Source organism: Paractinoplanes toevensis, from assembly GCF_018332695.1.
GTDB lineage: Bacteria > Actinomycetota > Actinomycetes > Mycobacteriales > Micromonosporaceae > Actinoplanes > Actinoplanes toevensis.
Genome location: NZ_BOQN01000094.1, coordinates 1 through 21,947, shown reverse-complemented (window position 1 = coordinate 21,947; position 21,947 = coordinate 1). Strand labels below are relative to the sequence as shown.

At 70.4% G+C, this 21,947-nt stretch carries 19 protein-coding genes; 2 read left to right on the top strand and 17 right to left on the bottom strand.

Annotated elements, in window-relative coordinates:
* Positions 1–27: 27 nt before the first annotated feature.
* The 10 genes from Ato02nite_RS36340 to Ato02nite_RS36295 form a co-directional block, all read right to left on the bottom strand.
* On the bottom strand, positions 28–1,698 hold the full coding sequence (locus tag Ato02nite_RS36340) for a sensor histidine kinase (protein WP_213011226.1): 1,671 nt from the start codon (positions 1,696–1,698) through the stop codon (positions 28–30).
* 15 nt (positions 1,699–1,713) lie between these two features.
* Positions 1,714–2,616, bottom strand: coding sequence for a type II secretion system F family protein (locus tag Ato02nite_RS36335; protein ID WP_213011225.1), 903 nt, complete (start codon positions 2,614–2,616; stop codon positions 1,714–1,716).
* A 3-nt stretch (positions 2,617–2,619) separates the two neighbouring features.
* Entirely contained in the window at positions 2,620–3,588 is a 969-nt protein-coding gene (locus tag Ato02nite_RS36330; protein ID WP_213011224.1) for a type II secretion system F family protein, read from the bottom strand.
* Positions 3,582–4,970: a TadA family conjugal transfer-associated ATPase gene (locus Ato02nite_RS36325; RefSeq protein WP_213011223.1), complete on the bottom strand. Its 1,389-nt coding sequence runs from the start codon at positions 4,968–4,970 to the stop codon at positions 3,582–3,584. The genes Ato02nite_RS36330 and Ato02nite_RS36325 overlap by 7 nt, the downstream gene beginning before the upstream one ends.
* On the bottom strand, positions 4,967–6,148 hold the full coding sequence (locus tag Ato02nite_RS36320; protein WP_213011222.1) for a CpaE/TadZ family protein: 1,182 nt from the start codon (positions 6,146–6,148) through the stop codon (positions 4,967–4,969). The genes Ato02nite_RS36325 and Ato02nite_RS36320 overlap by 4 nt, the downstream gene beginning before the upstream one ends.
* Positions 6,145–6,933, bottom strand: coding sequence for an RcpC/CpaB family pilus assembly protein (locus Ato02nite_RS36315; RefSeq protein ID WP_213011221.1), 789 nt, complete (start codon positions 6,931–6,933; stop codon positions 6,145–6,147). Before Ato02nite_RS36315 ends, Ato02nite_RS36320 begins: the two co-directional genes overlap by 4 nt.
* A gap of 110 nt (positions 6,934–7,043) precedes the next feature.
* The gene (locus tag Ato02nite_RS36310; protein ID WP_213011220.1) at positions 7,044–7,481 is read right to left on the bottom strand and encodes a TadE/TadG family type IV pilus assembly protein; all 438 of its coding nucleotides are present in this window, start codon (positions 7,479–7,481) and stop codon (positions 7,044–7,046) included.
* A gap of 22 nt (positions 7,482–7,503) precedes the next feature.
* A complete protein-coding gene (locus Ato02nite_RS36305; protein WP_213011219.1) occupies positions 7,504–7,683 on the bottom strand; it encodes a Flp family type IVb pilin in 180 nt (59 codons plus the stop codon).
* A gap of 127 nt (positions 7,684–7,810) precedes the next feature.
* Positions 7,811–8,224 carry a response regulator gene (locus tag Ato02nite_RS36300; protein WP_213011218.1) on the bottom strand — a complete coding sequence of 138 codons (414 nt, stop codon included), beginning with the start codon at positions 8,222–8,224 and terminating at the stop codon, positions 7,811–7,813.
* Between the two features lie 67 nt (positions 8,225–8,291).
* The gene (locus Ato02nite_RS36295) at positions 8,292–9,206 is read right to left on the bottom strand and encodes a siderophore-interacting protein (RefSeq protein WP_213011217.1); all 915 of its coding nucleotides are present in this window, start codon (positions 9,204–9,206) and stop codon (positions 8,292–8,294) included.
* Between the two features lie 100 nt (positions 9,207–9,306).
* Here Ato02nite_RS36295 and Ato02nite_RS36290 point away from each other — a divergent pair, with 100 nt between their 5' ends.
* The gene (locus tag Ato02nite_RS36290; protein WP_213011216.1) at positions 9,307–10,437 is read left to right on the top strand and encodes a glycoside hydrolase family 5 protein; all 1,131 of its coding nucleotides are present in this window, start codon (positions 9,307–9,309) and stop codon (positions 10,435–10,437) included.
* Here the strand turns inward: Ato02nite_RS36290 and Ato02nite_RS36285 are convergent.
* Genes Ato02nite_RS36285 through Ato02nite_RS36260 form a run of 7 tightly spaced genes read right to left on the bottom strand, consistent with a single transcriptional unit; the run spans position 10,434 to position 19,666 of the window.
* Positions 10,434–12,005, bottom strand: coding sequence for a tyrosine-protein kinase domain-containing protein (locus tag Ato02nite_RS36285; protein WP_213011215.1), 1,572 nt, complete (start codon positions 12,003–12,005; stop codon positions 10,434–10,436). The genes Ato02nite_RS36290 and Ato02nite_RS36285 overlap by 4 nt on opposite strands.
* Positions 12,002–13,099 carry a glycosyltransferase gene (locus tag Ato02nite_RS36280; RefSeq protein ID WP_246607891.1) on the bottom strand — a complete coding sequence of 366 codons (1,098 nt, stop codon included), beginning with the start codon at positions 13,097–13,099 and terminating at the stop codon, positions 12,002–12,004. Before Ato02nite_RS36280 ends, Ato02nite_RS36285 begins: the two co-directional genes overlap by 4 nt.
* Positions 13,071–16,178 (bottom strand): murein biosynthesis integral membrane protein MurJ, encoded by a 3,108-nt coding sequence (gene murJ / locus Ato02nite_RS52060; protein WP_246607889.1) that lies wholly within the window; start codon positions 16,176–16,178, stop codon positions 13,071–13,073. The genes Ato02nite_RS36280 and murJ overlap by 29 nt, the downstream gene beginning before the upstream one ends.
* Positions 16,175–16,783 (bottom strand): sugar transferase, encoded by a 609-nt coding sequence (locus Ato02nite_RS36275; protein ID WP_213011213.1) that lies wholly within the window; start codon positions 16,781–16,783, stop codon positions 16,175–16,177. Before Ato02nite_RS36275 ends, murJ begins: the two co-directional genes overlap by 4 nt.
* Positions 16,780–17,370, bottom strand: a complete 591-nt coding sequence (locus Ato02nite_RS52675; protein WP_213011212.1) for an acyltransferase — start codon at positions 17,368–17,370, stop codon at positions 16,780–16,782. Before Ato02nite_RS52675 ends, Ato02nite_RS36275 begins: the two co-directional genes overlap by 4 nt.
* Positions 17,367–18,488, bottom strand: a complete 1,122-nt coding sequence (locus Ato02nite_RS36265; RefSeq protein WP_213011211.1) for a DegT/DnrJ/EryC1/StrS family aminotransferase — start codon at positions 18,486–18,488, stop codon at positions 17,367–17,369. The genes Ato02nite_RS52675 and Ato02nite_RS36265 overlap by 4 nt, the downstream gene beginning before the upstream one ends.
* A 35-nt stretch (positions 18,489–18,523) precedes the next feature.
* The gene (locus tag Ato02nite_RS36260) at positions 18,524–19,666 is read right to left on the bottom strand and encodes a Gfo/Idh/MocA family protein (protein ID WP_213011210.1); all 1,143 of its coding nucleotides are present in this window, start codon (positions 19,664–19,666) and stop codon (positions 18,524–18,526) included.
* A gap of 357 nt (positions 19,667–20,023) precedes the next feature.
* Between Ato02nite_RS36260 and Ato02nite_RS36255 the strand changes: the two genes are divergently transcribed.
* On the top strand, positions 20,024–21,835 hold the full coding sequence (locus tag Ato02nite_RS36255) for a polysaccharide deacetylase family protein (RefSeq protein ID WP_213011209.1): 1,812 nt from the start codon (positions 20,024–20,026) through the stop codon (positions 21,833–21,835).
* The last annotated feature ends 112 nt before the right edge of the window (positions 21,836–21,947 follow it).

Sequence of the window (21,947 nt, the reverse complement as noted above, 5' to 3'; positions counted from 1 at the left end):
CGGGCAACCGGGTGGGCCTTTCTGCGTTTACGCCGGCAGCAGGAGTCGAATGGTGGTTCCGCCGCCGGATGTGTCGCCGATGGTGATCGAGCCGTTGTGCCGGTCGACGATGCGGTGGCAGGTGGAGAGGCCGATGCCGTGGCCTTTCCGGGAGGCCGGGTCGACCATGGCGAACATCTCGAAGACTTTTTCGCGCTGGTCGGGCGGGATGCCGATGCCGTTGTCGGCGACCAGGATCGTCCAGCCGAAGTCGTTGGGCTCGGCGGACAGCGTGATCCGGCACGGGCGGTCCGGTGAGCGGTACTTCATCGCGTTGTCGATCAGGTTCTGCAAGAGCTGGCGCAGCAGGGTCGCGTCGCCCAGGACGGTCGGTAGCTCGCCGGCGACGGAGACCTCGGCGCCGCTCGACTCGGTGATCGTGGTCAGGTCGGCGAGGACATTGGTGACGACCTCGCCGAGGGCCACCGGTTGCGGCGCGAACGGCGCGTGACCCGCGCGGGCGTACGCAAGAAGGGCCTGGACCAGCAGCTGCATGCGTTCCACCGCGCGGATCGCCCCGTCGAGCCACTTCGTGGCGCGCGGGTCCAGGTGCTCGGCGTAGCCGATGGTCATCATCTCGAGGTAGCCGTGCGCCGCGGCCATCGGCCGCACCAGGTCGTGGCTGACCGCGCCGGCGAACTGTTCCAGTTCCTCGTTGGACCGGCGCAGCTCGGTGACCGCGGCGGCCAGCTGCTCGCCGCGGCTGGCCAGTTCGCGGTGGGCGGCCTCGATGGCCCGGCGGTGTTGCCGGTCGGCGGTGACGTTGTTCATCGCCACCACCGCGCCGAGCACCTCGCCGTCCTCGCCGTGCAGGCGGCGGGCCGTGCAGCTGAGGTCGACGTCGGGGGCGCCCGGTTTCTTGATCATCATTTCGGCGTCGTGCACCTCGCCCTCCCGCATGGCGCGGATGAGCGGGATCTCCTCGGGTGCGAGGCGGTAGGTGCCGGTGGCGTCGAACAGGCCGAAGTGGTCGGGCAGGTCGTCCTTCGGGACGCCGGGACCCTCCGCGACGGCGTGCCAGTCGCGGGCGGCCCGGTTGAAGACGGTGAGTTCGCCGTCCGGATCACAGGCCGCGATGCCGACGTCGATGGTCTCCAGGACGGTGGCGATGAACCTCTTGCTGCGTTCCTGGTCCTTCGCGAGCTCGGCCATCTGCCGTGCTTGCCGGCGCCGTTCGAACAGGGCCACCACGATGTCGGCGAGGTCGAGCAGCCGGCTGATCTGCTCGGGACGCAACGACTTGACGACGCCGTCGAAGGCGCAGAGGGTGCCCAGCGCGTACCCGTCCGGGGTGATCAGTGGCGCGGAGGCGTAGAAGCGCACGTCGGCCAGCCGGCCGGTGACCCACGGGTTGTCCTGGTAGAGCGGGTTCCGACTGGCGTCGGCCACGTGCACGAACTGGCCGGCGCGGAACTGTACGGCGCACATCGAGTCGGACCGCGGCGAGTCGGCTCCCTCGAAACCGACCGTGGTCAGCTGGCACTGCCGGTTCGCGTCGATGAGGTTGAGCGTGGCCGTGGGCACCTCGGCGACCACGGCGGCCACCCGCACCACCGCCTCGAGTTCGTCGTCGGCGGGCGCGTCGAGCAGCTCGTACTCGTGCAGTGCGGCGAGCCGGGCACCCTCGTTGCGGTTGCGTTCGAGAACACTGGTGGACATAGCAACCCCGTACGCCTAGAAGTTGGCCATGATGTTGAGGATCGCCGGGCCGAGCACGACCACGAAGATCACCGGGAACAGGCAGAACAGCACCGGGAAGAGCAGCTTGATGGCGACCTTCTGGGCCTTCTCCTCGGCCCGCTGACGGCGGCGCAGCCGCTGGTCGGCGGCGTGCTCGCGGAGGATGCCGGCCACCGAGATGCCCAGCTCACCGGCCTGTACGAGTGCCGTGACGAGGCGTTTCAGGTCGCGCGAGGTGGTCCGGGCGGCCAGCCCGCGCAGGGCGTCGGTGCGGGCCACGCCGAGCTTCATCTCCTGCAGCAGGCGGCGTACCTCGTCCGGCATCGGCCCGCTGAGCATCTGCCCGACCTGGGCCAGCGCGGCGTCCAGGCCGAGACCGGCTTCGACGCCGATGACCAGGGCGTCGAGCACGTCGGGCAGGGACCGGGCGAGTTGCTGCTGGCGTTTCTCGCCGGCGTTGCGGACGAGGACCTCGGGCAGCACCAGGCCGACGAGGATGCCGCCGAGGAGCCCGAGCAGGGCGTGCTTCGGGAGGATCAGCCAGCCGACCAGGGCGAAGAAGAGCACCGCGAACGTCCGGGCCTGGACCACCCGGTCTACCGGCCATTGCGGCGGGTTGCCGGCGTAGTCGAGCTGCCGGGCCAGCCGCTGTCTCATCGCGGACGGGGTGATCAGGTCGCCGGTCTTCTGGAAGAAGAGCACCAGGGTGGGCCGGATCCGGTTGTAGAGGCTGGGCCGGGGCGGCCGGGTGTCGGTGATCCGGTTCTCGCCGAACTCGGCGAGGATGCGCATCATGCGTTCGCGCTGGGTGGGCGGGATGCCGGCGGCGACCGCGGCCAGCGACACCGCCAGGGCGGCGCACAGCGCGGCGACGGCCAGCAGCGTGGTCGGGCCCACCGATCAGACCTCGATCTTCACGGCGACGCGGAGCCAGATGATGCCGACGGTCATCAGGAAGACGGCGAGGCCGATCATGACCCAGCCGAGCGGTTCCTGGTAGAGCGGCGCGATGTAGCCGGGCCGCATGATGGTCAGGGTGATCGCGGTGAACACCGGCAGGGCCATCAGGACGTACGCCGACATACGGCCCTCGGCCGACAGGGTCTGCACCTGCCGGCGGAGGTAGGCGCGGTCCCGCATGGTGTCCGCGGTGGTCTGCATGACGTCGGCGAGGCTGCCGCCGACCTCGCGCTGCAGCCGCAGCGCCATCACCAGCCAGTTCATCTCGCCGCTGCCGGTGCGTTCGCCGACCCGCTGCATGGCGTCCTCGAACTCGCCGCTGATCCGGGACTCGGACAGGGCGCGGCTGAACTCCTCGGCGACCGGGCCCTCGTCGTCGCGGACCGCGGCCTCGACGGACTGCTGCAGGGTGAAACCGGCGCGCAGCGAGCTGAGCACCAGTCCCAGCATGTTGGGCAGTTCGTCGGAGAAGCGCTGCCGACGCCGCTTGATCATCGTCTTCAGCACGACCGGGGGCAGCAGGAAACCGAGGGCGAGGCCGACCGGGAGCGCGAGCAGCATCGGCAGCGGCAGGCTGAGCAGCAGGAACGTGCCGATCGCGGACAGGAACCGGAGCCACAGCCACTCGGTCGGCTTGGGCGCCCGGGCGAGCTGTTCGAGCAGCGGCTCGCTGCGGGCCGCGTACCGGGCCAGGGTGGGGGATTCCTCGATGATCTGGCCGCCGACCGACAGGATCTGCTGGAGCGCCGGATCGCCCTTCTTGCGCTCGACGTGGGTGAAGACCTTGAGCGAGGCGATACGTCGCTGTTCCGGGGTGCGACCGAAGATCACGTCCAGCCCGACGAAGACGGTCAGGAACGTTGCCCCGGCCCCGGTGACCAGGGCGAACAGACCCCAGCCGGTCACCATCGGTTCTCGCCGAACATGGTCTGCGGCAGGGTCACCCCGTACATGGCCAGGGTGTCGACGAAGCGCGGGCGGATGCCGGTGGGTTTCAGCGCGGCCATGTGCACCGGGCCGGAGGTGGCGGTGAGGTCGAAGGCGAACAGGTCCTGCAGGGTGATGATGTCACCCTCCATGCCGACCACCTCGCTGATATGGGTGACCTTGCGGCTGCCGTCCTTGAACCGGTTGACCTGGATGATCAGGTCGACGGCGGAGGCGATCTGGTCGCGGATGGCCCGGCTCGGCAGGTCCATGCCGGCCATCAGCACCATCGTCTCCAGCCGGGACAGCGCGTCGCGCGGCGTGTTGGCGTGCAGGGTGGTCAGCGACCCGTCGTGGCCGGTGTTCATGGCCTGCAGCATGTCGAGGGCGGCCGAGTCGCGGACCTCACCGACGACGATCCGGTCGGGGCGCATCCGCAGCGCGTTGCGGACCAGCTCCCGGGTGCTCACCATGCCGCGTCCCTCCGAGTTGGACGGGCGCGATTCGAGGCGTACGACATGGTCCTGGTTCAGTTGAAGTTCGGCGGCGTCCTCGATGGTCACGATGCGTTCGTCGTGCGGCACGAAGCCGGACAGCACGTTGAGGATGGTGGTCTTGCCGGAGCCGGTGCCGCCGCTGACCACGACGTTGCGCCGGCCGCGCACGCAGGCCTCGAGGAACTCGGCGGCCTGCCGGCTGAGCGTGCCGTAGGAGATGAGGTCGCCGACGGTCAGCGGGGTGGCGGCGAACTTGCGGATGGTCAGCGACGCCCCGTCCAGGGCGATCGGCGGGACGATGGCGTTGACCCGGCTGCCGTCGGGCAGACGGGCGTCCACCATCGGGCTGGCCTCGTCGACCCGGCGGCCCACCCGGGCGCAGATCCGGTCGATGATTCTTCGCAGGTGACCCTCGTCGTCGAACTCGACCGGCACGCGTTCGAGCCGGCCGAACCGTTCGACGTAGATGCTCTTCGCGCCGTTCGCCATCACCTCGCTGATCGACGGGTCGCGCAGCAGCGGCTCGATCGGCCCGTGGCCGAGCACCTCGTCGATCACCTCCTTGGTGATCCGGGCCCGGTCGGCGCCGGACAGCGGCGTCTCCTCCCGGGCGAGCAGCTCGTTGAGCACTTCCCGGACCCGGGCGGTGAGGTCCTCGTCGGCCGCGCCGCGGTTGGTGTAGAGGGTGGGGCCGAGCTCGTCGGCGAGGCGACGCTGGATGCGCAGCCGGACGTCGTAGACCGGGTCGGCGACCTGGCGGCCGGCGGCGCGGTAGCGGTGGTGGGCGGCGGCCGCGGCGGCCGGCTCGACGGCGGTCTCGGCGGGTGTCTGGAGCGGGTCGTAGCCGAGGCGGGCGGACAGGCTCATCGGCGTGCCTTTCCGGCCCGGGAGAAGAACCGCCGCTTCTGCGCGCCGGCCGACCGGGTGCCGGTGCACAGGTCGGCGAGGCGGCCGACGGCCAGGCTGAACGGGTGCGCCGGGTTGGTGAGGTAGAGCGGCTCGGCCCGGTTGACCGAGATCGTCACCTCGCGGCTGGAGGGGACGTGCACGGCGAACGGGATGCCGACCGCCTCCTCGATGTCGGCGGCGGTGAGACCCACCTCGGAGTTGGACCGGTTGAAGACCAGCAGCCGGCGGTCCTTGGAGTAGTCGAGCATGTCGAACATCTCCACGGTCAGCCGCACGCTCTTGAGGGTGGGCAGGTCGGGCGTGACGATCGGGATCAGCCAGTCGGAGATGTCCAGCGCGGCCAGCACCTGGTCGGTCACCAGTGCCGGGGTGTCCACCACGATGAAGTCGTAGTTGGGCCGGGCCAGGTCGAGGATCTCCACCACCAGTTCCCGGCGTACGTGCTCGCCCTGGGCCGGCCCGGACGGGGCCAGCAGCACGTCGATGCCGTTCCGGTAGGTGGTGATGATCGAGCGCAGACCGGGTTCGTCGAGCCGGCCGGCCATCGCGATCGCGCCCGCGATGTTCCGTTCGGGCGGCAGCTTCAGCATGATCGCGATGTCGCCGAACTGCAGGTCGAGGTCGACCAGCAGCACCCGGCGGCCACCGTCGGCGGCCAGCGCGGTGGCCAGGTTGACCGCGATCACCGATCGGCCGCAGCCGCCCTTGCCGGCGAAGATCGTGATGACCCGGCCGTACGGGGTCAGCTCGGAGCTGGAGCGCAGGGTGGTGCCGAGCGCCTTGGACAGGTCGACCGAGCGGGACGAGGCGTTGCGCAGCCCGTCCCAGTCCGACTCCTCGACCACCTCGCGCACCCCGGCACGCAGGCAGCGCAGCACGTCGGCCGGATCCAGGGTCTTGCGGACCAGCACCACGCCGATCAGCGGGCGTTGCAGCCGCTGGTACGCGGTGAACATCAGCACCTCGTCGAGCGGCACGGTGGCGCCGACCACGACGAGCAGCGTCTCCGGGTAGCGCGGCAGGTGCGCCTCGAGGTCGGCCATGCTGTGCACGATGTCGCAGCCGATGGACTGGAACTGCGGGCCGACCTGGGCCAGGCGTTCCCGATCCGGTTCCAGGTAGACGTAGAGGCTCACGATTCGGCATCCGGGGTCGCCGACGTGCTCGGCGCGGGCGTGCTGACCAGGCCCAGGTGCAGTTCGCCGCTGTTGTAGCCGTTGACCAGGCGGGCGCCCTCGGACGGGGTGACCGCGACGGTGACCACGTACCGGTCGAGGTCCTGGGGTGCCACGGTGACGGCGCTGGACACCACGGTCGGCATCACCGTCGCGCCATTTTTGGCCGGGCTGGGCGTCGGGGTGGCGCTGGTCGGCACGGGCCGCTCGCCGACGCTGATCACGGTGGCCTTCGCGACGACCACGGTGGTTTTCTGGTCGCGGCGGTAGAGGCCGGTCTGCTCGGTGAGCCAGATGGTGACGGCGGCGCCGTTGTCGACGTTGCCGGCGACCTGGCGGGCGATGGTGAGCTCGACGCTGACCGCGATCTTCCCGGACGGGAGCACGAAGGTGGGCGACGGGCTGGGGCCGGCCGGCGCCGGGTGCTGGAAGTGCCCCGACATCAGCATCTGGTCCGGCTGCAGCGGGGCGTTCAACGTCAGCTTGTCGTACGACGGGTCGAGCTTGGTGATCGCGCCGGAGGGGACGGTCCGGGCGGGCATCAGCACCTGCCGCACGAGTTTGCGGCCACGGATGTCGGCGCCGGTGGTGTCGGCCGGGATCGCCGCGGTGGCCAGCAGCACCCAGGTGCCCTCGGCGCCCTCGAGAGCGCGCTCGTCGGCGCTGTGCCCGTAGGCGACGACCGCCGTCGCGCTGAATCCGGCCAGCACGAAGGCGATCAGCAGGAGCACGATCCGTCGGCGCATTCCGCGTCCCCTTCCGCGTGGGCGTCAGCCGATCGACCGAGCGGACACGGTGCCCGCAATACCGATTCTGGTAGCCGACGGCGCCGACGGGGGCGAATCCGACGATGTGCCTATCCCAGACATGCCATCACGCCGGTCGCGGAGAGGGTGATGTTCATGGGATTGCTCTGGAAGAGCTTGATCACGGTGTAGAGCGGCGTGATCGGCGTGAACGTCCGTTGCACGCTGAGGGTGGAGTTGACGGTCGTCCCGGACGTCGGCGTGCACACCTGCGTGGTGACGTAGGTGATTCCGGCCCCGGAGCCGAAGGTCGCGTTGACCTGGGCCTGCATGTCCGAGACCGTGCCGTTCAGCGCGCCCACCCGAGCGCCTTCCCGCACCGCCTCGGTCAGCTGGATCTGTTGCTGCATCACCCGGCCGAAGTCGATCAGGCCGAAGACCAGCAGCAGCAGGACCGGTAGCACCAGCGCCAACTCCACCGCCGCCGCGCCTTCATCGCCCCGGTCCGGTCGAGCACCGGGGCGGTCGAGCGGTCGGGGGGTCGGCATGGACGCGGCTACCGTCCTTCCATCAGAACTTGGTGGTGAGGTTCTTGAAGACGTCGCTGAGGTGGGTGCCGAAGGCCGAGACGCCGACGATGATCACGATGGCGATGAACGTCACCAGCAGGCCGTACTCGACGGCGGTCGCACCCTCTTCGTTGCTGAAGCGTGCGCGGAGGTAAGCGGCGATCGCGTTGAGGTTCGGCATTGGTGCTCCCCTGGTCGTAACCTCGGCCACCGCCTCCCGGCGACCGTCTCGTACGCCAGTAGGTATCGGAATGCCGCTGCGCCGCTTGAGGCCGAAACCGGCCGAAACGGTGGCTAACGCCAGGTAATCAGGGTGCCGGAGCGTTGCTTTGCCGGGCGAGCACCGAACGCAGGGTCCCGGCGAGCACATCGGTGGTGAAGGGCTTCGCGATGAAGGGCGATCCCGCCTTGATCAGGCCCTTCTTGATCGCGATTTCCTGCGGGATGCCGGAGATGTAGACGATCTCCATCCCGGGCCGGATCGCGGCGGCCGAGCGGGCCAGTTCACCGCCCGAGACGCCGGGCAGGCCGAGGTCGGTCAGCAGCACGTCGATGGTGCCGTCGAAGACTCGGCAGGTGGTGATGGCGGTGACCGCGTCGTTGGCGACCAGCGCGGTGAAACCGCGCATCTCCAGCATCTGGGTGGTCATCTCACGCAGGTCGTCATCGTCCTCGACGAGAAGGACGACCGGTCCCGTTGGTGTCGCCGACGTGTTCCACATGGCCCCTCCTCGCTGGTCACGCTAGCGAGTCGGGGAGGGGCGGCGTCGCAGATCGGGCAAATGTCCGTCAGTTCGCCTCGGCCCGCCCGAGCCGCCAGTAGCCCATGAACGCGACCGAGCGGCGGTCGACGCCGCACTCGGCGACCAAGTGGCGGCGCAGGGTCTTGATCACTGCGGCCTCGCCGGCCAGCCAGGCGTAGAACTTGCTCACGTCGGTGACCGGCTCCGGCACCTCCCAGAGCAGGTCGTGGTCGACGTCGACGTCCTCGAGTTCCGTCGCCTGGGTTTTCCGCAGACCGTCGCCGAGGAGCCGGCGCACCGCGGCGCGCATGGCCGGGACCAGCCTCTCGCCGTGGGCGGCGCCGTCACGGCCCAGCCAGGTGACCCGCACCCCGGGCGGCGCGACCAGGTCGAGGACGTCGCCGGAGTCGGGCACCTCCAGCAGTGCCTCGCCGGAGGCGTCGGCCGGCAGGTTCGCCAGGATCGACGAGATCGCCGGCACCGCGGTCTCGTCGCCGCCGAGCAGGATGCACTCGGTGTGCGCGGGCGGGTGGAAGTCGATGCCGCCGTGCACGCCGTCGTGGTCGGCGTTGGGACCCATGATGACCATGGTCGAGCCGGGGCCGGCCTCGTCCGCCCAGCGGGAGGCGGGCCCGTGCACGCCGTGCAGCACCATGTCGACGTCGATCTCGCGCAACTCGGGGCGGACCGCGCGGATCGTGTAGGTGCGGATCGGGTTGCGCCGCTCGTCGTCCAGCTCACGCCACTGCGAATACCAGTCCTCGCCGGTGGGCAGGTGCTCGTGGCCGGCGCCGGGCAGCGGCGGGATCAGCTTGATCCGCTGGTCGAAGCCGTTGTCGGCGAACCGGTCGAGGTCGTCGCCGGTGAAGGTGACCCGCACGAAGCTGGGGCTGAGCCGCCGCACGGCCCGCACCTCGGTCTCGAAGAAACGCCACGGCTGGACGGACACGCTCCGGGTCACCCTCTACCTCCAACTTTAGGTATGGCTAACCTAACATGAGCTTCATTTGTCGCCTGAACCGGCGATGCGCGGGCCGCCGGCCGCCGTCCATTCTGGACGGGTGCGCTGGTTCCGGATCGTGCCTGTCCTGCTGCTTCTCGCCGGGTGCACGGCGTCCGCACCCCCGCTGCCACCGCCGGAGCCGATCGACACCATCGCGATCGCGGGCAATCAGTTCGTCGACAGATCCGGCCGGACACTCCAGCTGAAGGGCTTCAATCTCTCCGGCGCGGAATACGCCTGCGTCGAGGGGGACGGCTTCTTCGACACCCCCGACGGCCGGGCGCCCGGCGACCAGGTCCTCGAGGCGATGCGCGGGTGGGGCCGGGCCAACGCGGTCCGCGTACCCCTCAATGAGCAGTGCTGGCTCGGCCTGCCGGCCGCACCGCCGGCCTTCGCCGGCGAGAAATACCGGGCCGAGGTGAGCGATTTCGTCCGGCGGCTCAACGCGTACGGCTTCGTGGCGATCCTCGATCTGCACCGCACCGCCCCGGGCGACGGCGTCTCCCGCAACCAGGAGCAGATGCCCGACCGCGACCACAGCCCGGCCTTCTGGCAGTCGGTGGCCACCACGTTCCGCACCGGCGCCGTGGTGTTCGACCTGTTCAACGAGCCGTTCCCGTTCTCCGAGCCGGACTCCGAGCGGGCCCTGGCGTGCTGGCGGGACGGCTGCACCCTGCGCTCGGAGAACACCGGCCAGGACTACCCGGCGGCCGGCATGAACGAGCTGGTCGCGGCGGTCCGCGGCACCGGCTCGCGGGCCGTGGTGCTGGCCGGCGGTGTCTTCTGGGCCGAGCGGATGGACGGCTGGCTGAAATACCGCCCCACCGATCCGGCCGGGCAGCTCGGCGCGTCGTTCCACGCCTACTCGTTCAACACCTACTGCCTCTCGCCCGAGTGCTACGACCGGGACCTGAAACCGATCATGGAGCAGGTGCCGCTGCTCGCCGGCGAGGTCGGTCCGAGCCTGAACGCCGAGATCGCCGATGTCGACCGGAACTGCCCGCCGAGGGCCGTCCGCCGTGGTGGCTGGGCGGACGAGACCCTCGACTGGTTCGACCGGAACGGTGCCGGCTGGACCGCGTGGAGCTGGAACCCGTGGGGCGACTGCTGGTCATTGACGAAGGACTGGGGCGGCGAGCCGACGCCCGCGTGGGGTAAGGAGCTGAGACGTCGACTCGCCGCGTCTTAGGGGGTCTCGTCGCCGTCGCCGGAACGCGGCGCCGGCACCGTGGACCCGTTCGCGCGGGCTTTCACCGGGCCGGCCGGGCTGATCACCGGCGGCGACGACTTCGACTGGTAGACCGTCGAGGCCGTGGACAGGGGCACCGACGCCGAGCCGACGACCGGCGTACCGGATCGGTCGGTCGGCGGGTCGAGCAGTGACAACGCGTCCCCGACGATCTCCGGGCCGGTGGCCGGCGGTGGCGTGGCGGCCGCGTCGCGGGCCTTCGGGACCAGACCGCCCGCGCTCTTCGGCGCGTTGACCAGCAGGCCGCTGACGTTGCCGTCGACCACCTCGGACAGCTCGGACAGGGCCCGGACCACGCCGGCCCGGGTGCTGCGCCGGAAATCACCGATCAGCAGCACGTGCCCGGCGACCCCGGCCAGCCCGATCGCGTCGGACACGCTGAGGACGGCCGGTGAGTCGATCACCACGACGTCGCACAGCCGGCCGAGCGCCCGGATCACCGGGGCGAGCACCGCCCCCTCGACCAGCCCGGCCCGGGGGCCGGCGGCGAGCAGCCGCAACCGTGGTGCCGGGCACTTCTGCAGCGCATCCTCCAGCTTGACCTCGCCGGCCAGCACATCGGTCAGCCCGCGCTCGTCGGTGAGCCCGAACATCGTGTGCTGCGCGGGTCGGCGCAGGTCGGCGTCGACCAGGATGACCGACTTGCCGGCCAGGGCCAGGGCGACCGCCAGGTTGGCGGCGGTGGTGCTGCGGCCCTCACCCTCGTACGCGCTGGCCACCAGCACCGAGCCGGCGCCGTCGCGGGACAGCAGCGGCTGCAGCCGGGACCGCAGGTACCGGTACGACTCGGCGGCCGGTGTCTCGGGGGAGCGCAGCAGCACCGGCAGCGCCGCGCCCGGCCCGCGTGGCCGGGCGGTCCGGGGCACGGTGGCCAGCACGGTCAGCCCGCTGATCGTCTCGAAGTCGCGCAGGCCGCGGATCCGGTCGCTCATCCGGTCCCGCACGATCGCCGTGCCGACGCCGAGCAGCAGGCCCAGCACCAGGCCGATGCCCACGTCGATGGCGACCGGCCGGGACTCCGGTTGACCGGGCAGGTAGGCCGAGGAGACCAGGGTGGCGTGCGCGTTGGCGGTGGCCCCGGCGACGGCGGTCTTCGCCTTCTCGCCGGCGTTCCGGTAGTCCACGTAGGCCTCGGCCAGGGCCTGCGCCCGCCGCTGGGCGGTCACCGGGTTGCCGGACTCGTAGATGAAGGTCAGGACGTTCGCGTCCGGCGCCACGGTGACCGTGAAGCCGTCGGCCATCTGCCCCTCGGACAGGCCGAGCTCGGCGGCGGCCGGCCGCACCACCAGGCCCGACTTGGCCAGTTCCTTCTCGGTGCCCATCTCCGGCGGCACCGGGGTGGTGTTGGCCCGCACCCGGGCCTCCACCACGACGATCGCCGCGGACCGGTACACCGTGGGCGCGAGGGTGCTGACGCCGTACCCGGCGCCCATCACCACCAGGGTGACCAGGGCGATCCACAGCCCGTACGCGCGAATGAGTCGCGCCGGGCCCCCGAACGTGTTCATACCGCCGTGCCTCCTGCCGCAGTGAATTTCCGTTGTGCCAGATGCGCGACCACGCCGAGGTAGGGGACCTGCTGGCGGTCCCAGGCGAGCCGGTCGTGCACGATCTGTTTCCCGCAGGTGCCCAGCGACGTGCGCCGGGCCGGGTCGTCGAGCAGGGCGTCGATCCGTTCCGCGAACGCGACCACGTCGCCGCGCGGGACCAGCTCGGACGCGCCCTCGCCGATGATCCGGGTCTCGGCCACGTCGAACGCCACGAACGGCAGCCCGAACGCCATGTACTCCATCGCCTTCACCGGCGTCACGAACTCCTCCAGGTTGGGCTCGAGCCCGACGTCAGCGGTGCTGAGCAGGTCGTACACCTCGTCGCGGGTGAGCCAGCCGGGGAACGAGACGTACGCCTCGAGGCCGTGCTCGGAGATGAATGCCTCGCCCACCGGCACATAGTCGCCGATGCCCGCGAACGTGAACGCCGTGTCGGTGCGGCCGATCTTGTGCACGAGGTGGTCGATGGCCCGCAAAGCCAGGTCGATGCCGTCCTGCGGGCCCATCATGCCGACCAGCACGCACAGGTGCCGGTGCCCGCGCCGCAACGCCGGCTGCGGCGGGCGGTTGCCGAGGTCGGCGAGCCACGGCCCGTTGCCGACCACGGTGACCCGGTTGGCGCCGAGCCCGCCCCGATCCAGGGCCACCGACCGGACCGACGCGTTGACCGCCACCACGTGGTCGGCGGTGCGCAGGCTGGCCCGTTCGAAGCGGCGCAGCAACGAGTACATCAGCCCGTCGGCGCGCCCGTAGCGGGCTTCGTAGATCTCCGGGGACAGGTCCTTGAAGTCGAAGATCACCCGGCGCCGGAAGAGCTTCAGCGGCGCGGCCAGCAGGAAGTAGATGTCGGGGGTGCTGGACATCTGCACCACGTCCACCCCGCCGGAGACGAGCGCGCGCAGGGTCAGCACCGTGGCGGCGGTCAGCGACCAGGCGTACTCCTTGATGAAGCCCAGCTTGCTCACGCCGTCGCTGGCCGGGTAGTCGAAGACCCGCACGTCGGGGTTCTCCCGGTTGGCGGTGTCACGCCGGCAGATCACGGTGACCGTCATTCCTGCCGCGACCAGGGCCGCCGCGTGCTTGCGCAACCGGTGGTCGCGGCCGAGCGCCACGTTCTCCACGATCAGCAGGACCCGGATCGGTTTGCTCATGATCTCTCCCGGCGAGGTTGCGAAGAATGGCGAGCAGCACGAGCAGGCAGTCGGCCGCGCCGCGGTAGGTCAGGTGGGGATCGAAGACCATCAGCAGCGCGTTGGCCGCCACATAGGCCGCGACGGCCAGGCCGACCGCGGCGATCACGCCGGTGGAGTGCCGGGCCGCGTCGATGCCGCGGCGGATGCCCACCACCACCCACCAGAGGTACGCGGCGACCAGCGGTATCCCGCCTCCCCAGAGCAGCCACACGTAGCCGCTCTCGATCCACACCCAGCCGAACTCCTCGTGCGAGGCCGGCACCCGGGCGGACGGGCGCACCCCGAGCAGCCAGTTGTGGTCGGCGCTCAGCTGCGGCAGGAAGTAGGTGTTGAGGTTGCGCAGCCGCACGATCCAGCTGTCCGGCAGGCCGGACGCGCTCTGGAAGCCGAGCAGCCGGGTCTCGATGACCGGCCACATGACGATGCCGCCGAGCAGCAGCAGCGGCACCGCGTAGCCGGCCAGCCGGTAGGCGCGGGAGACCAGCACGACCACGAAGACCGCGGCGAGCATGCCGATGACGGTGGAGAACTCGCCGGCCCCGAGCGCGCCGAACATGCAGATCGGCACGGCCGCAGCCAGCCACCGCCGGTACCGCCTGGTGTAGAGCAGCAGGCCGATCGCCAGGCAGAGGTTGATGATGCAGAGGTCGGCGACGGCGGCGGCGAGGGCCAGGGTGGAACTGCCCCGGCCGATCGACAGCACGCGTTCGGCGCCGAACGGCGCATACAGAAGACCGAGAAGCTTGGGTACGCCGAACAGGCCCAGCGACTGCAGGATGCCGATGACGCTGACCACGCAGGCCGACACGATCGACAGGTACGCGGCCCGCAGCGCCTGCCGCCGGGTGGTGAGGCTGAACCGGATGATGAAGTAGACGGCCAGGTATTTCCACAGCACGATCGCGTACTGGTAGTCGTCGCCGATGATCGCCCGGCCCCGGGCCGCCATCATCGCGAGCGGCACGATCGAGGTGAAGACCGCCAGCCCGATCAGCGACCAGTCGATGGCGTTCATCCGGGGCAGCCGGAACGTGCCGACCCGCAGCCGCACCAGCCACCGGATGCCGAGCGCGACGCCGACCAGGACGGCCAGGCCCTCGTTGGGGCGCAGCACCGGGATGAGGGTGCCGCGGTCGATGCCGGCGGTCAGCGGGGTGAGGAAGACCAGCAGGTAGGCGGCGGTGGCCGGCCACACGTACACGCAGCCGCCGATGCCTGCCGCGAGCACCAGGGCGCCCGCGTAGAGCGGATCGAAACCGGCGAGCGCGCCGATCGCCGCCGCGGCGGCCAGCAGCGCGAGGTTGGTGAGGGGGCCGGCATTGCGGCGCGGCTTCCTCTTCGGCAGCTTCTTGCGTACGGACGACAGGATCCAGTCGACCTCGGGGGCGCCGAGCTTGGCCTGCACCCCGACGTACGTCACGACGCCGATCCCGGCCGCGGCCAGGACGGCCAGGATGCCGCCGGCGCCGCCACCGACCAGCGACGAGATCAGCCGGCCGGCCAGGTAGGCGGGGACCGCCATCAGCACGGCCACGCCGCAGATCCGCAGCACCGGCCCGGCCAGCGGTTCGGAGCCCGGTCCGAGCCCGCGCAGCAGCGACCGCACCAGGATCGCCGCGCCGACCAGGGTGCCGGCCGACATGGACAGACCGAGGACGAGCAGGACGGCCGGGCCGTCCAGCATCGGTGCCGTGCAGGCACCGGCCACGCACACGCCGAGCTGGGCGAGCATGGCCCGCATCGGGGTGCGGGTGTCCTCCCGCGCGTAGCAGGCGTACGTGGCGACCAGGAACGCCGTTTCGCCGAGCACACCGATCGCGAGGGCGCCCAGCGCGGTGGCGATCAACGCCGTACCCGTATCGGTCGCGAATCCGCCGTACGAGATGGCCTTGGCGATGGGCTCGCGGATGGCGAGGTAGCCGGCGGCGGCCGGCACCGCGACGAACAGCGCGAAGATCAGCCCGTTGGCGAACGTGTCGCGGAACGCGGCCCGGTCGCCGGCCGCGTGCAGCCGGGACAGCCGGGGCGCGAGGGAGAGCGCGACCGGGGTCGCGCCGAGCGCGATCGGCAGGAAGTAGAAGTTCATCGCGAGCTGGAACGCGACCACGCCGCCGGCCACCCGGTTCGCGAAGACCAGCAGGATCAGCAGTTGCAGGGCGGCCAGCGCGGCCTGCGCGAGCGACGGCAGCGCCCGCTTCAGGACCCGGCGCACCTCGGGGTCGCGCCACCCGATCCGGGGCCGCAGCCGCATCCCGGCGCGGCGGGCGCCGTACCACTGGGCGCCCGCGTGCAGCGCGACCGAGCCGGTCGTGCCCAGTCCGAGCAGCAGCAGCGCGCTCAGCGGCGCCTGTTCCAGACGGCCGATGCCGGGGTAGAGGACGGCCACCGCGACCAGGACGGCGACCGTGCCGATGTTCTCCAGCGCCGGCGCGGCGGCGGCGAGGGCGAAGCGGCCGTGCGCGTTCATCGCCGCGCCGGCCGTGGCGACCAGCCCGTAGAGCGGGATCTGCGGCAACAGCATGAGGATCAGCAGCGTGCCGGTCCGCGACTGGTCGCCGCGCAGGGCGAACGGTGCCACCAGCACGGCGAGGGGGGTGAGCACGGCGGCGCCCAGGGCGACGATGCCGAGGAAGCCGCCGGCGACCCGCTCCGCGCCGGCCCGGTCGGCCGTGTCGACGTGCCGGACCAGCGCGGGGATCAGCAGCGAGGAGATCATCGACCCGCCCAGGAACCCGTAGAAGACCAGGTTGGGCAGCGAGTTGGTGAACTGGTAGGTGTTGGCGAACAGGGTGGCGCCCAGCACCGCGGCGATCACCACGCCGCGGATCACGCCGGTCCCGCGACTGATCGCCGTCCACAGGGCGACGGTCATCGAATCGCCGACCGCGTCCGCGGGTGACGCCCGGGCCTCGGCCTCCTTCTCGAGCGTGACGGTCATGCCGCTCCGCGGCGAAGCTGGGCCGGCAGCGTGCGCGCGATGATGGTCAGATCCAGCCACAGGCTCTGCCGGCGGACGTACTCCACGTCGAGGGCGAGCGCCTGCGGCATGGTCAGCCTGCTCCGGCCGCTCACCTGCCATAGGCCGGTCAGGCCGGGGCGGGTGTCGAAGCGGGCCATCGCCTCGGGCTGGAACAGCTCGGCCTCCCAGGCCAGCACCGGGCGCGGGCCGACCAGCGACATCTGGCCCAGCACGATGTTGACCAGCTGGGGCAGCTCGTCGAGGCTGGTCTTGCGCAGCCAGGCGCCGAGCCGGGTGACCCGGGGGTCGCCGGCCAGCTTGTAGAGCCCGCCGACCCGCTCGGCGTCCTCGGTTCCGGTGAGCATCCTCGAGACGTACTCGCGGTGGGCGGCGTCGGAGTTGCCGATCGTCATCGACCGGAACTTGTACATGATGAAGGGCTTCCGGTCCCGGCCCAGCCGCTCCTGCCGGAAGACCGCCGGGCCGGGCGACGTGAGCCGCACGGCCAGCCAGATCACCGCCAGCAACGGCGCGAGGATCAGCAGGCCCAGGCCGGCGCCGACCAGATCGAGGGCCCGTTTCATGACCGCTCCCGCAGGGCGGTTACCCGATCCTCGATCTCCGGCAGGTCGGCCACCCGGCGGTGCGGGACGGCCGGATTTCCGTACGCCACGAAGCCGGCCGGGATGTCCCGGGTGACCACCGACCCGGATCCGATGATGGCGCCCGCGCCGATCCGGACGAACGGCAGGATCGTGACGTTGACCCCGATCTGCGCACCGGCCTCGATGTGCGGACCGGACATCAGCTTGGCCGAACGCTCGTCGCCCGGGTAGAGGTCGTTGGCGATGGTGACGCCGGGCGCGAGGAACACGTCGTCCTCGAGCACGGTGAACTGCGCGATGTAGCAATTCGCGTGGATCTTCACCCGGTCGCCGATCCGGCAGCCGTAGTCGACGACCGTGTTGCTCCACACGCTGACGTCCGCGCCGATCTCGTTCTCCTCGCGGATCACCACCCCGTGACCCGTCTGCAGACCGGGCCCGATCCGGCTGCCGTCGTAGAGGACCGTGCCGCTGCGCAGCCGCGCCCCCTCGCCCAGCTTCAGCGGGCCCTTCTCCGGCGCGCGGCCGGCCGGATAGCCGACGATGACACCCTCGTCGGCGTTCACCGCGCACTCACCTCGTCCAGGACCTCGCAGACCCGGTCGACCTGGGCCCGGCTCATGTGCGGGAAGAGCGGGAGCGAGAACTGCTCCACGGCGGCCTGCTCGCAGACCGGCAGCGGGCCGGTAGCGTACTGCCGCAGCGGTGGCTGCAGGTGACAGGGCACCGGGTAGTGCACCCCGGTCTGGATTCCGTTGTCCTGCAACACTTTCTGGACCTGTTCGCGGTCGGCCACGCGGACGACCATGAGGTGGTAGACGTGCCGCGCCAGGGGGTCGACCTCGGTGAGCCGGAGCGTCCGCGAACCGGCCAACTCCTTGCGGTAGCGGTCGGCGAAGCTGATCCGTGCCTCGGTCCAGTCCTCGTTGCGGGCCAGCTTGGCGTCGAGCACGATGGCCTGCAACGCGTCGAGCCGGCTGTTGGTGCCGATGAACGAGTGCTCGTAGTGGTTGGCGCCGCCGTCCCGGCCGTGGTTGGCCAGGCTCCTGATCTTCCGGGAGAGCGTCTCGTCGTTCGTGACCACCGCGCCGGCGTCGCCGAACGCGCCCAGGTTCTTGCCCGGGTAGAAGCTGAAGCACCCGGCCGCACCGAACGAGCCGGCCCGGCGGTCGTGCCACTCCGCGCCGTGCGCCTGGGCGGCGTCCTCGACCAGCGAGATGCCGGCCCGGTCGGCCACGGCCACCAGGCCGTCCATGTCGGGCATGTTGCCGTACAGGTGGACCACGATGACCGCGCTGGTGCGCGGCGTGATCGCGGCGGCCAGGATGGCCGGGGTGATCAGCAGCGAATCGGGATCGACGTCCACGAAGGCCGGGATCGCACCGGCCCGGACCACGGCCGCGGCCGTCGCGATGAACGTGTTGCTCGGCACGATCACCTCGTCGCCGGCGCCGATGCCCAGCGCCTGGAGGGTGAGCTGCAGGGCGTCGGTTCCGTTGGCGACACCGACCGCGTGGCTGGTCTCGCAGTAACGGGCGAAGTTCTCCTCGAACCGGGCGACGGCGGGTCCGCCGACGTACCGGGCGGCGAGCAGAGCCTCGGTGTAGGTCGTCTCGATGTCCGGCCAGACCTCCCGCGCCATGGCGGACAGGTCGGTGAACGGCACTTCGATGGCAGGCTGCATCAACTTTCCTCGCTCTTGTGATCACGCGGTGCGGGTCAGGCGCGGACGGCGGTGCGCTGCGCCGGGATCGGGACGAGCCCGGCACGCGCGGAGTCCGGAAGCCCGGAGACCTCGCTGAGCAGCACCTTGCGTTCCTGGGCCAGCGAGATCTGAGCGGCCTCGATGACCTGGACGACGGCCAGGCCATTCGCACCGTCGGTGCGGGGCACGGCCCCGGTCGTCATGCAGTCGACGAAGTGCCGGGCCTGCACGGCGAGCGGCTCCTCGAACCGCACGACGGGCGAGGTGACCGGGCCGTGGTGGTACTGCATGCCCTTGTTCTCCGCCGAGCGGACCACCGACTTGTCGTGGATCCGGATGCGTTCCTCGACGTTGGTGTCGTCGAAGACGGCCATCTTCTTTGATCCGACCGCGGTGATCAGCCGGACCTTGCGCGGATCGAGCCAGCTGACGTGGATGTGGGCCTGCACGCCGATGTCGTCGTAACCCAGCTCGAGGTGTGCGACGTCCTCGAAGACCGGGTCGAGGTGCCGTTGGCCCCAGGCCCGCACCGAGGTGGGGATGGCGCCGAGCACGTGGTTGGCGATGGAGATGTCGTGCGGGGCGAGGTCGAAGATGACGTTGACATCGCTCTGGTAGAGGCCCAGATTGAGCCGGGAGCTGTCCAGGTAGTACAGGTCGCCGAGCTCCTGGGTCTGCACCAGCTCGCGCAGCATCCAGACCGCACCGTTGTATTCGAAGGTGTGCCCGACCATCAGAGTGACCCCGGCCTCCTTGGCCGCCTGGATCAGTTCCTGTGCGCCCGCGGCCGTGGTGGCCAGGGGCTTCTCGATGAGTACATGCTTGCCCGCACGTATTGCCGCCAGCCCGAGCGGCACGTGCGAGGCCGGCGGGGTCGCGATGACGACCGCGTCGACGTGTGGCAGTGCAGCCTCCAACGACGTGAAGCCCGCGCCCGTGGAGAGCAGATGTGACATGCCGCTGAGCAGCGGCAGGCGCGCGTCGATGGCGACGACCCGGGACACCCCGGGGGTGGAGCGCATCACGCGCAGCTGCTTGGAACCCCAGTAGCCGACGCCGACGACGCCGACCCGAATCGGTTGGACGGGCGGTACCCCACCACCGCCCTGAAAATGCTCGCTGCTGTCCGAACTGGACGCTTGCAGATCTGAGCCCATTTTTCCGTCCCCTCGGAAAAGCCGGCACCCACTGGCGGGTGGGCACCCGGGGTGAGTATTTCGGCGCCCTCACCGGGGGAGAAGGGACCGTCCGACGGAGTGACGTTGGTCCATTCGGCCGATCCAGAAATGGTCTGACCCTTGTGGACCATGGAAAGAGGCACGTCAATAACACTTCTTTCGTTTCCAGCATGGCCGTGACCTCCAAAATGATCACGAAATGAACCTGAAATAGCGGGTCACGTAGGGTCTGTCCACATTCGACGCTCTGTCAGATATCCGCTACTCCGCGTGTTGGGGCATACGTGCTAGTCCTGTTCAGGTCCACACGCTCGTCACCGCCATGGAGGCGTGACCATGAAGAAAGCGCTATCTTCCCTGTTCGCAGCGGTACTGGCGGGTGCCGTCCTGCTGATCTCACCCGGTGCGGCGCAGGCTTCGCTCGCCAACCCGCTCGCGGTGAGCTTCACCTTCGACGACGGAGTTGCCGATCAATTGGCGGCTCAAGATTTATTAGAGCAGCACGGAATGGTGGGAACCTTCTACATCAACTCGGCGCTGATAGGCCAGACGTCATACATGACTCGTACAGATTTGGATAATCTTGCGACGAGCGGCCACGAGATCGGCGGCCATACCGCAACCCACCAAGATCTGTTGACGCTGGCGTCGGGCGAGCAGAACCGGCAGATCTGTACAGATCGAAACACGCTGTTGTCCTGGGGTTTCGACGTGACGTCGTTCGCCTATCCGTTCGCCAATCTGGACGCCGGCCTCGAGACCACCACGCAGAACTGCGGCTACAACAGCGCCCGCGCGGTCGGCGACCTCTACGACGCCACCGACTGCGACGACTGCGACCCGGCCGAGACGGTGCCGCCGCTCGACCCGTACGCGATCCGCACCCCCGACGACGTCGAGGTGACCACCACCCTGGCCGAGCTGAAGGACCTGGTCGAGCGGGCCGAGGTCACCGGCGGCTGGCTGCCGTTCAACTTCCACCACATCTGCGACGCCGGCTGCCCGGCCGAGTCCATCCCGGCGTCCGTGCTCGACGACTTCCTGACCTGGCTCGCGCCGCGCACCTCGATCGGCACCACGGTCAAGACGGTGCACCAGGTCATCGGCGGTTCGGTCGCGGCCGCGGTCACCCCGGCCGCGGCACTGGCACCGGGTGACCCGGAGGTCAACACCGTCCGCAACCCGTCCCTCGAGGACGTCAGCCCGTCCGATCCGAACCTGCCCGACTGCTGGCAGTCGGCCGGCTACGGCGACAACACCGCCGTGCAGACCCGGGTCACCGACGCGCACACCGGCACCTACGCCTCGCAGATCCAGGTGACCGCCCGGACCGACGGCGACGCCAAGCTGATCCCGCGGTTCGACCTGGGCGCCTGCTCCTCGCAGATCGACCAGGGCCGTACGTATCAGGTCTCCACCTGGTACAAGTCGGATGTCCCGGTCTTCTTCACGCTCTACCAGCGCAACGCGCTGGGCCAGTGGAGCTACTGGACGCAGAGCCCGCCCTTCGCCCCGTCGGCGACCTGGCGGCAGGCCTCGTGGAACTCGCCGGAGCCGCCGGCAACGGCCGTGGCGGCCAGCTTCGGCCTCACCATCGACAGCGTCGGCACGCTGGTCACCGACGACTACAGCTTCGCCGACCATCCGCTCGCACCGGCCCCCGACGGGGTCAACGCGCTGGTCAACCCGTCTCTGGAGACACCGGGCGCGGACGGTTTCCCGGCCTGCTGGACCGGCACCGGTTACGGCGACAACACTCCGGTGTGGACCCAGGTGACCGACGCCGCCGACGGGACGAACGCCCAGAAGCTCGAACTGACCGCCCGCACGGACGGCGACGCCAAGCTGATCCCCGGCTGGGACTCGGGCAACTGCGCACCGCTGGTGACCCCCGGCAAAACCCTCACCGTGTCCGTTTCCTATCACGGCACCCAGCCGACTTTCTTCACCCTCTACCGGCAGGACGGCAGCGGCAACTGGTCGTGGTGGACGCAGAGCCCGCCGTTCGCGGCGAGCGCCACCTACACCACCGCGAGCTGGACCACCCCGGCCGTGCCGACCGGCACCCGCGCGGTCACCTTCGGCCTCACCCTGGACGCGGTGGGCGAGGTGACCACCGACAACTACAGCCTGGTGAGCAACCCGTAGGGGGCCGCCCCGGGCTGCGCCCGATCTTGTGGACTTGCCGTGCGGACAGAGCGGCAAGTCCACAAGATCTGCCATGCCGGGCGCCGCAGGGCGTTGCGCGAGAGTCGCGGCA

Coding starts and splice junctions, on each gene's coding strand:
- Ato02nite_RS36340 (WP_213011226.1), bottom strand. CDS start 1,698: ATGTCCACCAGTGTTCTCGAACGCAACCGCAACGAGGGTGCCCGGCTC.
- Ato02nite_RS36330 (WP_213011224.1), bottom strand. CDS start 3,588: ATGGTGACCGGCTGGGGTCTGTTCGCCCTGGTCACCGGGGCCGGGGCA.
- Ato02nite_RS36325 (WP_213011223.1), bottom strand. CDS start 4,970: ATGAGCCTGTCCGCCCGCCTCGGCTACGACCCGCTCCAGACACCCGCC.
- Ato02nite_RS36315 (WP_213011221.1), bottom strand. CDS start 6,933: ATGCGCCGACGGATCGTGCTCCTGCTGATCGCCTTCGTGCTGGCCGGA.
- Ato02nite_RS36310 (WP_213011220.1), bottom strand. CDS start 7,481: ATGCCGACCCCCCGACCGCTCGACCGCCCCGGTGCTCGACCGGACCGG.
- Ato02nite_RS36305 (WP_213011219.1), bottom strand. CDS start 7,683: ATGCCGAACCTCAACGCGATCGCCGCTTACCTCCGCGCACGCTTCAGC.
- Ato02nite_RS36300 (WP_213011218.1), bottom strand. CDS start 8,224: ATGTGGAACACGTCGGCGACACCAACGGGACCGGTCGTCCTTCTCGTC.
- Ato02nite_RS36285 (WP_213011215.1), bottom strand. CDS start 12,005: ATGAACACGTTCGGGGGCCCGGCGCGACTCATTCGCGCGTACGGGCTG.
- Ato02nite_RS36280 (WP_246607891.1), bottom strand. CDS start 13,099: ATGACGGTCACCGTGATCTGCCGGCGTGACACCGCCAACCGGGAGAAC.
- murJ (WP_246607889.1), bottom strand. CDS start 16,178: ATGACCGTCACGCTCGAGAAGGAGGCCGAGGCCCGGGCGTCACCCGCG.
- Ato02nite_RS36275 (WP_213011213.1), bottom strand. CDS start 16,783: ATGAAACGGGCCCTCGATCTGGTCGGCGCCGGCCTGGGCCTGCTGATC.
- Ato02nite_RS36265 (WP_213011211.1), bottom strand. CDS start 18,488: ATGCAGCCTGCCATCGAAGTGCCGTTCACCGACCTGTCCGCCATGGCG.
- Ato02nite_RS36260 (WP_213011210.1), bottom strand. CDS start 19,666: ATGGGCTCAGATCTGCAAGCGTCCAGTTCGGACAGCAGCGAGCATTTT.
- Ato02nite_RS36255 (WP_213011209.1), top strand. CDS start 20,024: ATGAAGAAAGCGCTATCTTCCCTGTTCGCAGCGGTACTGGCGGGTGCC.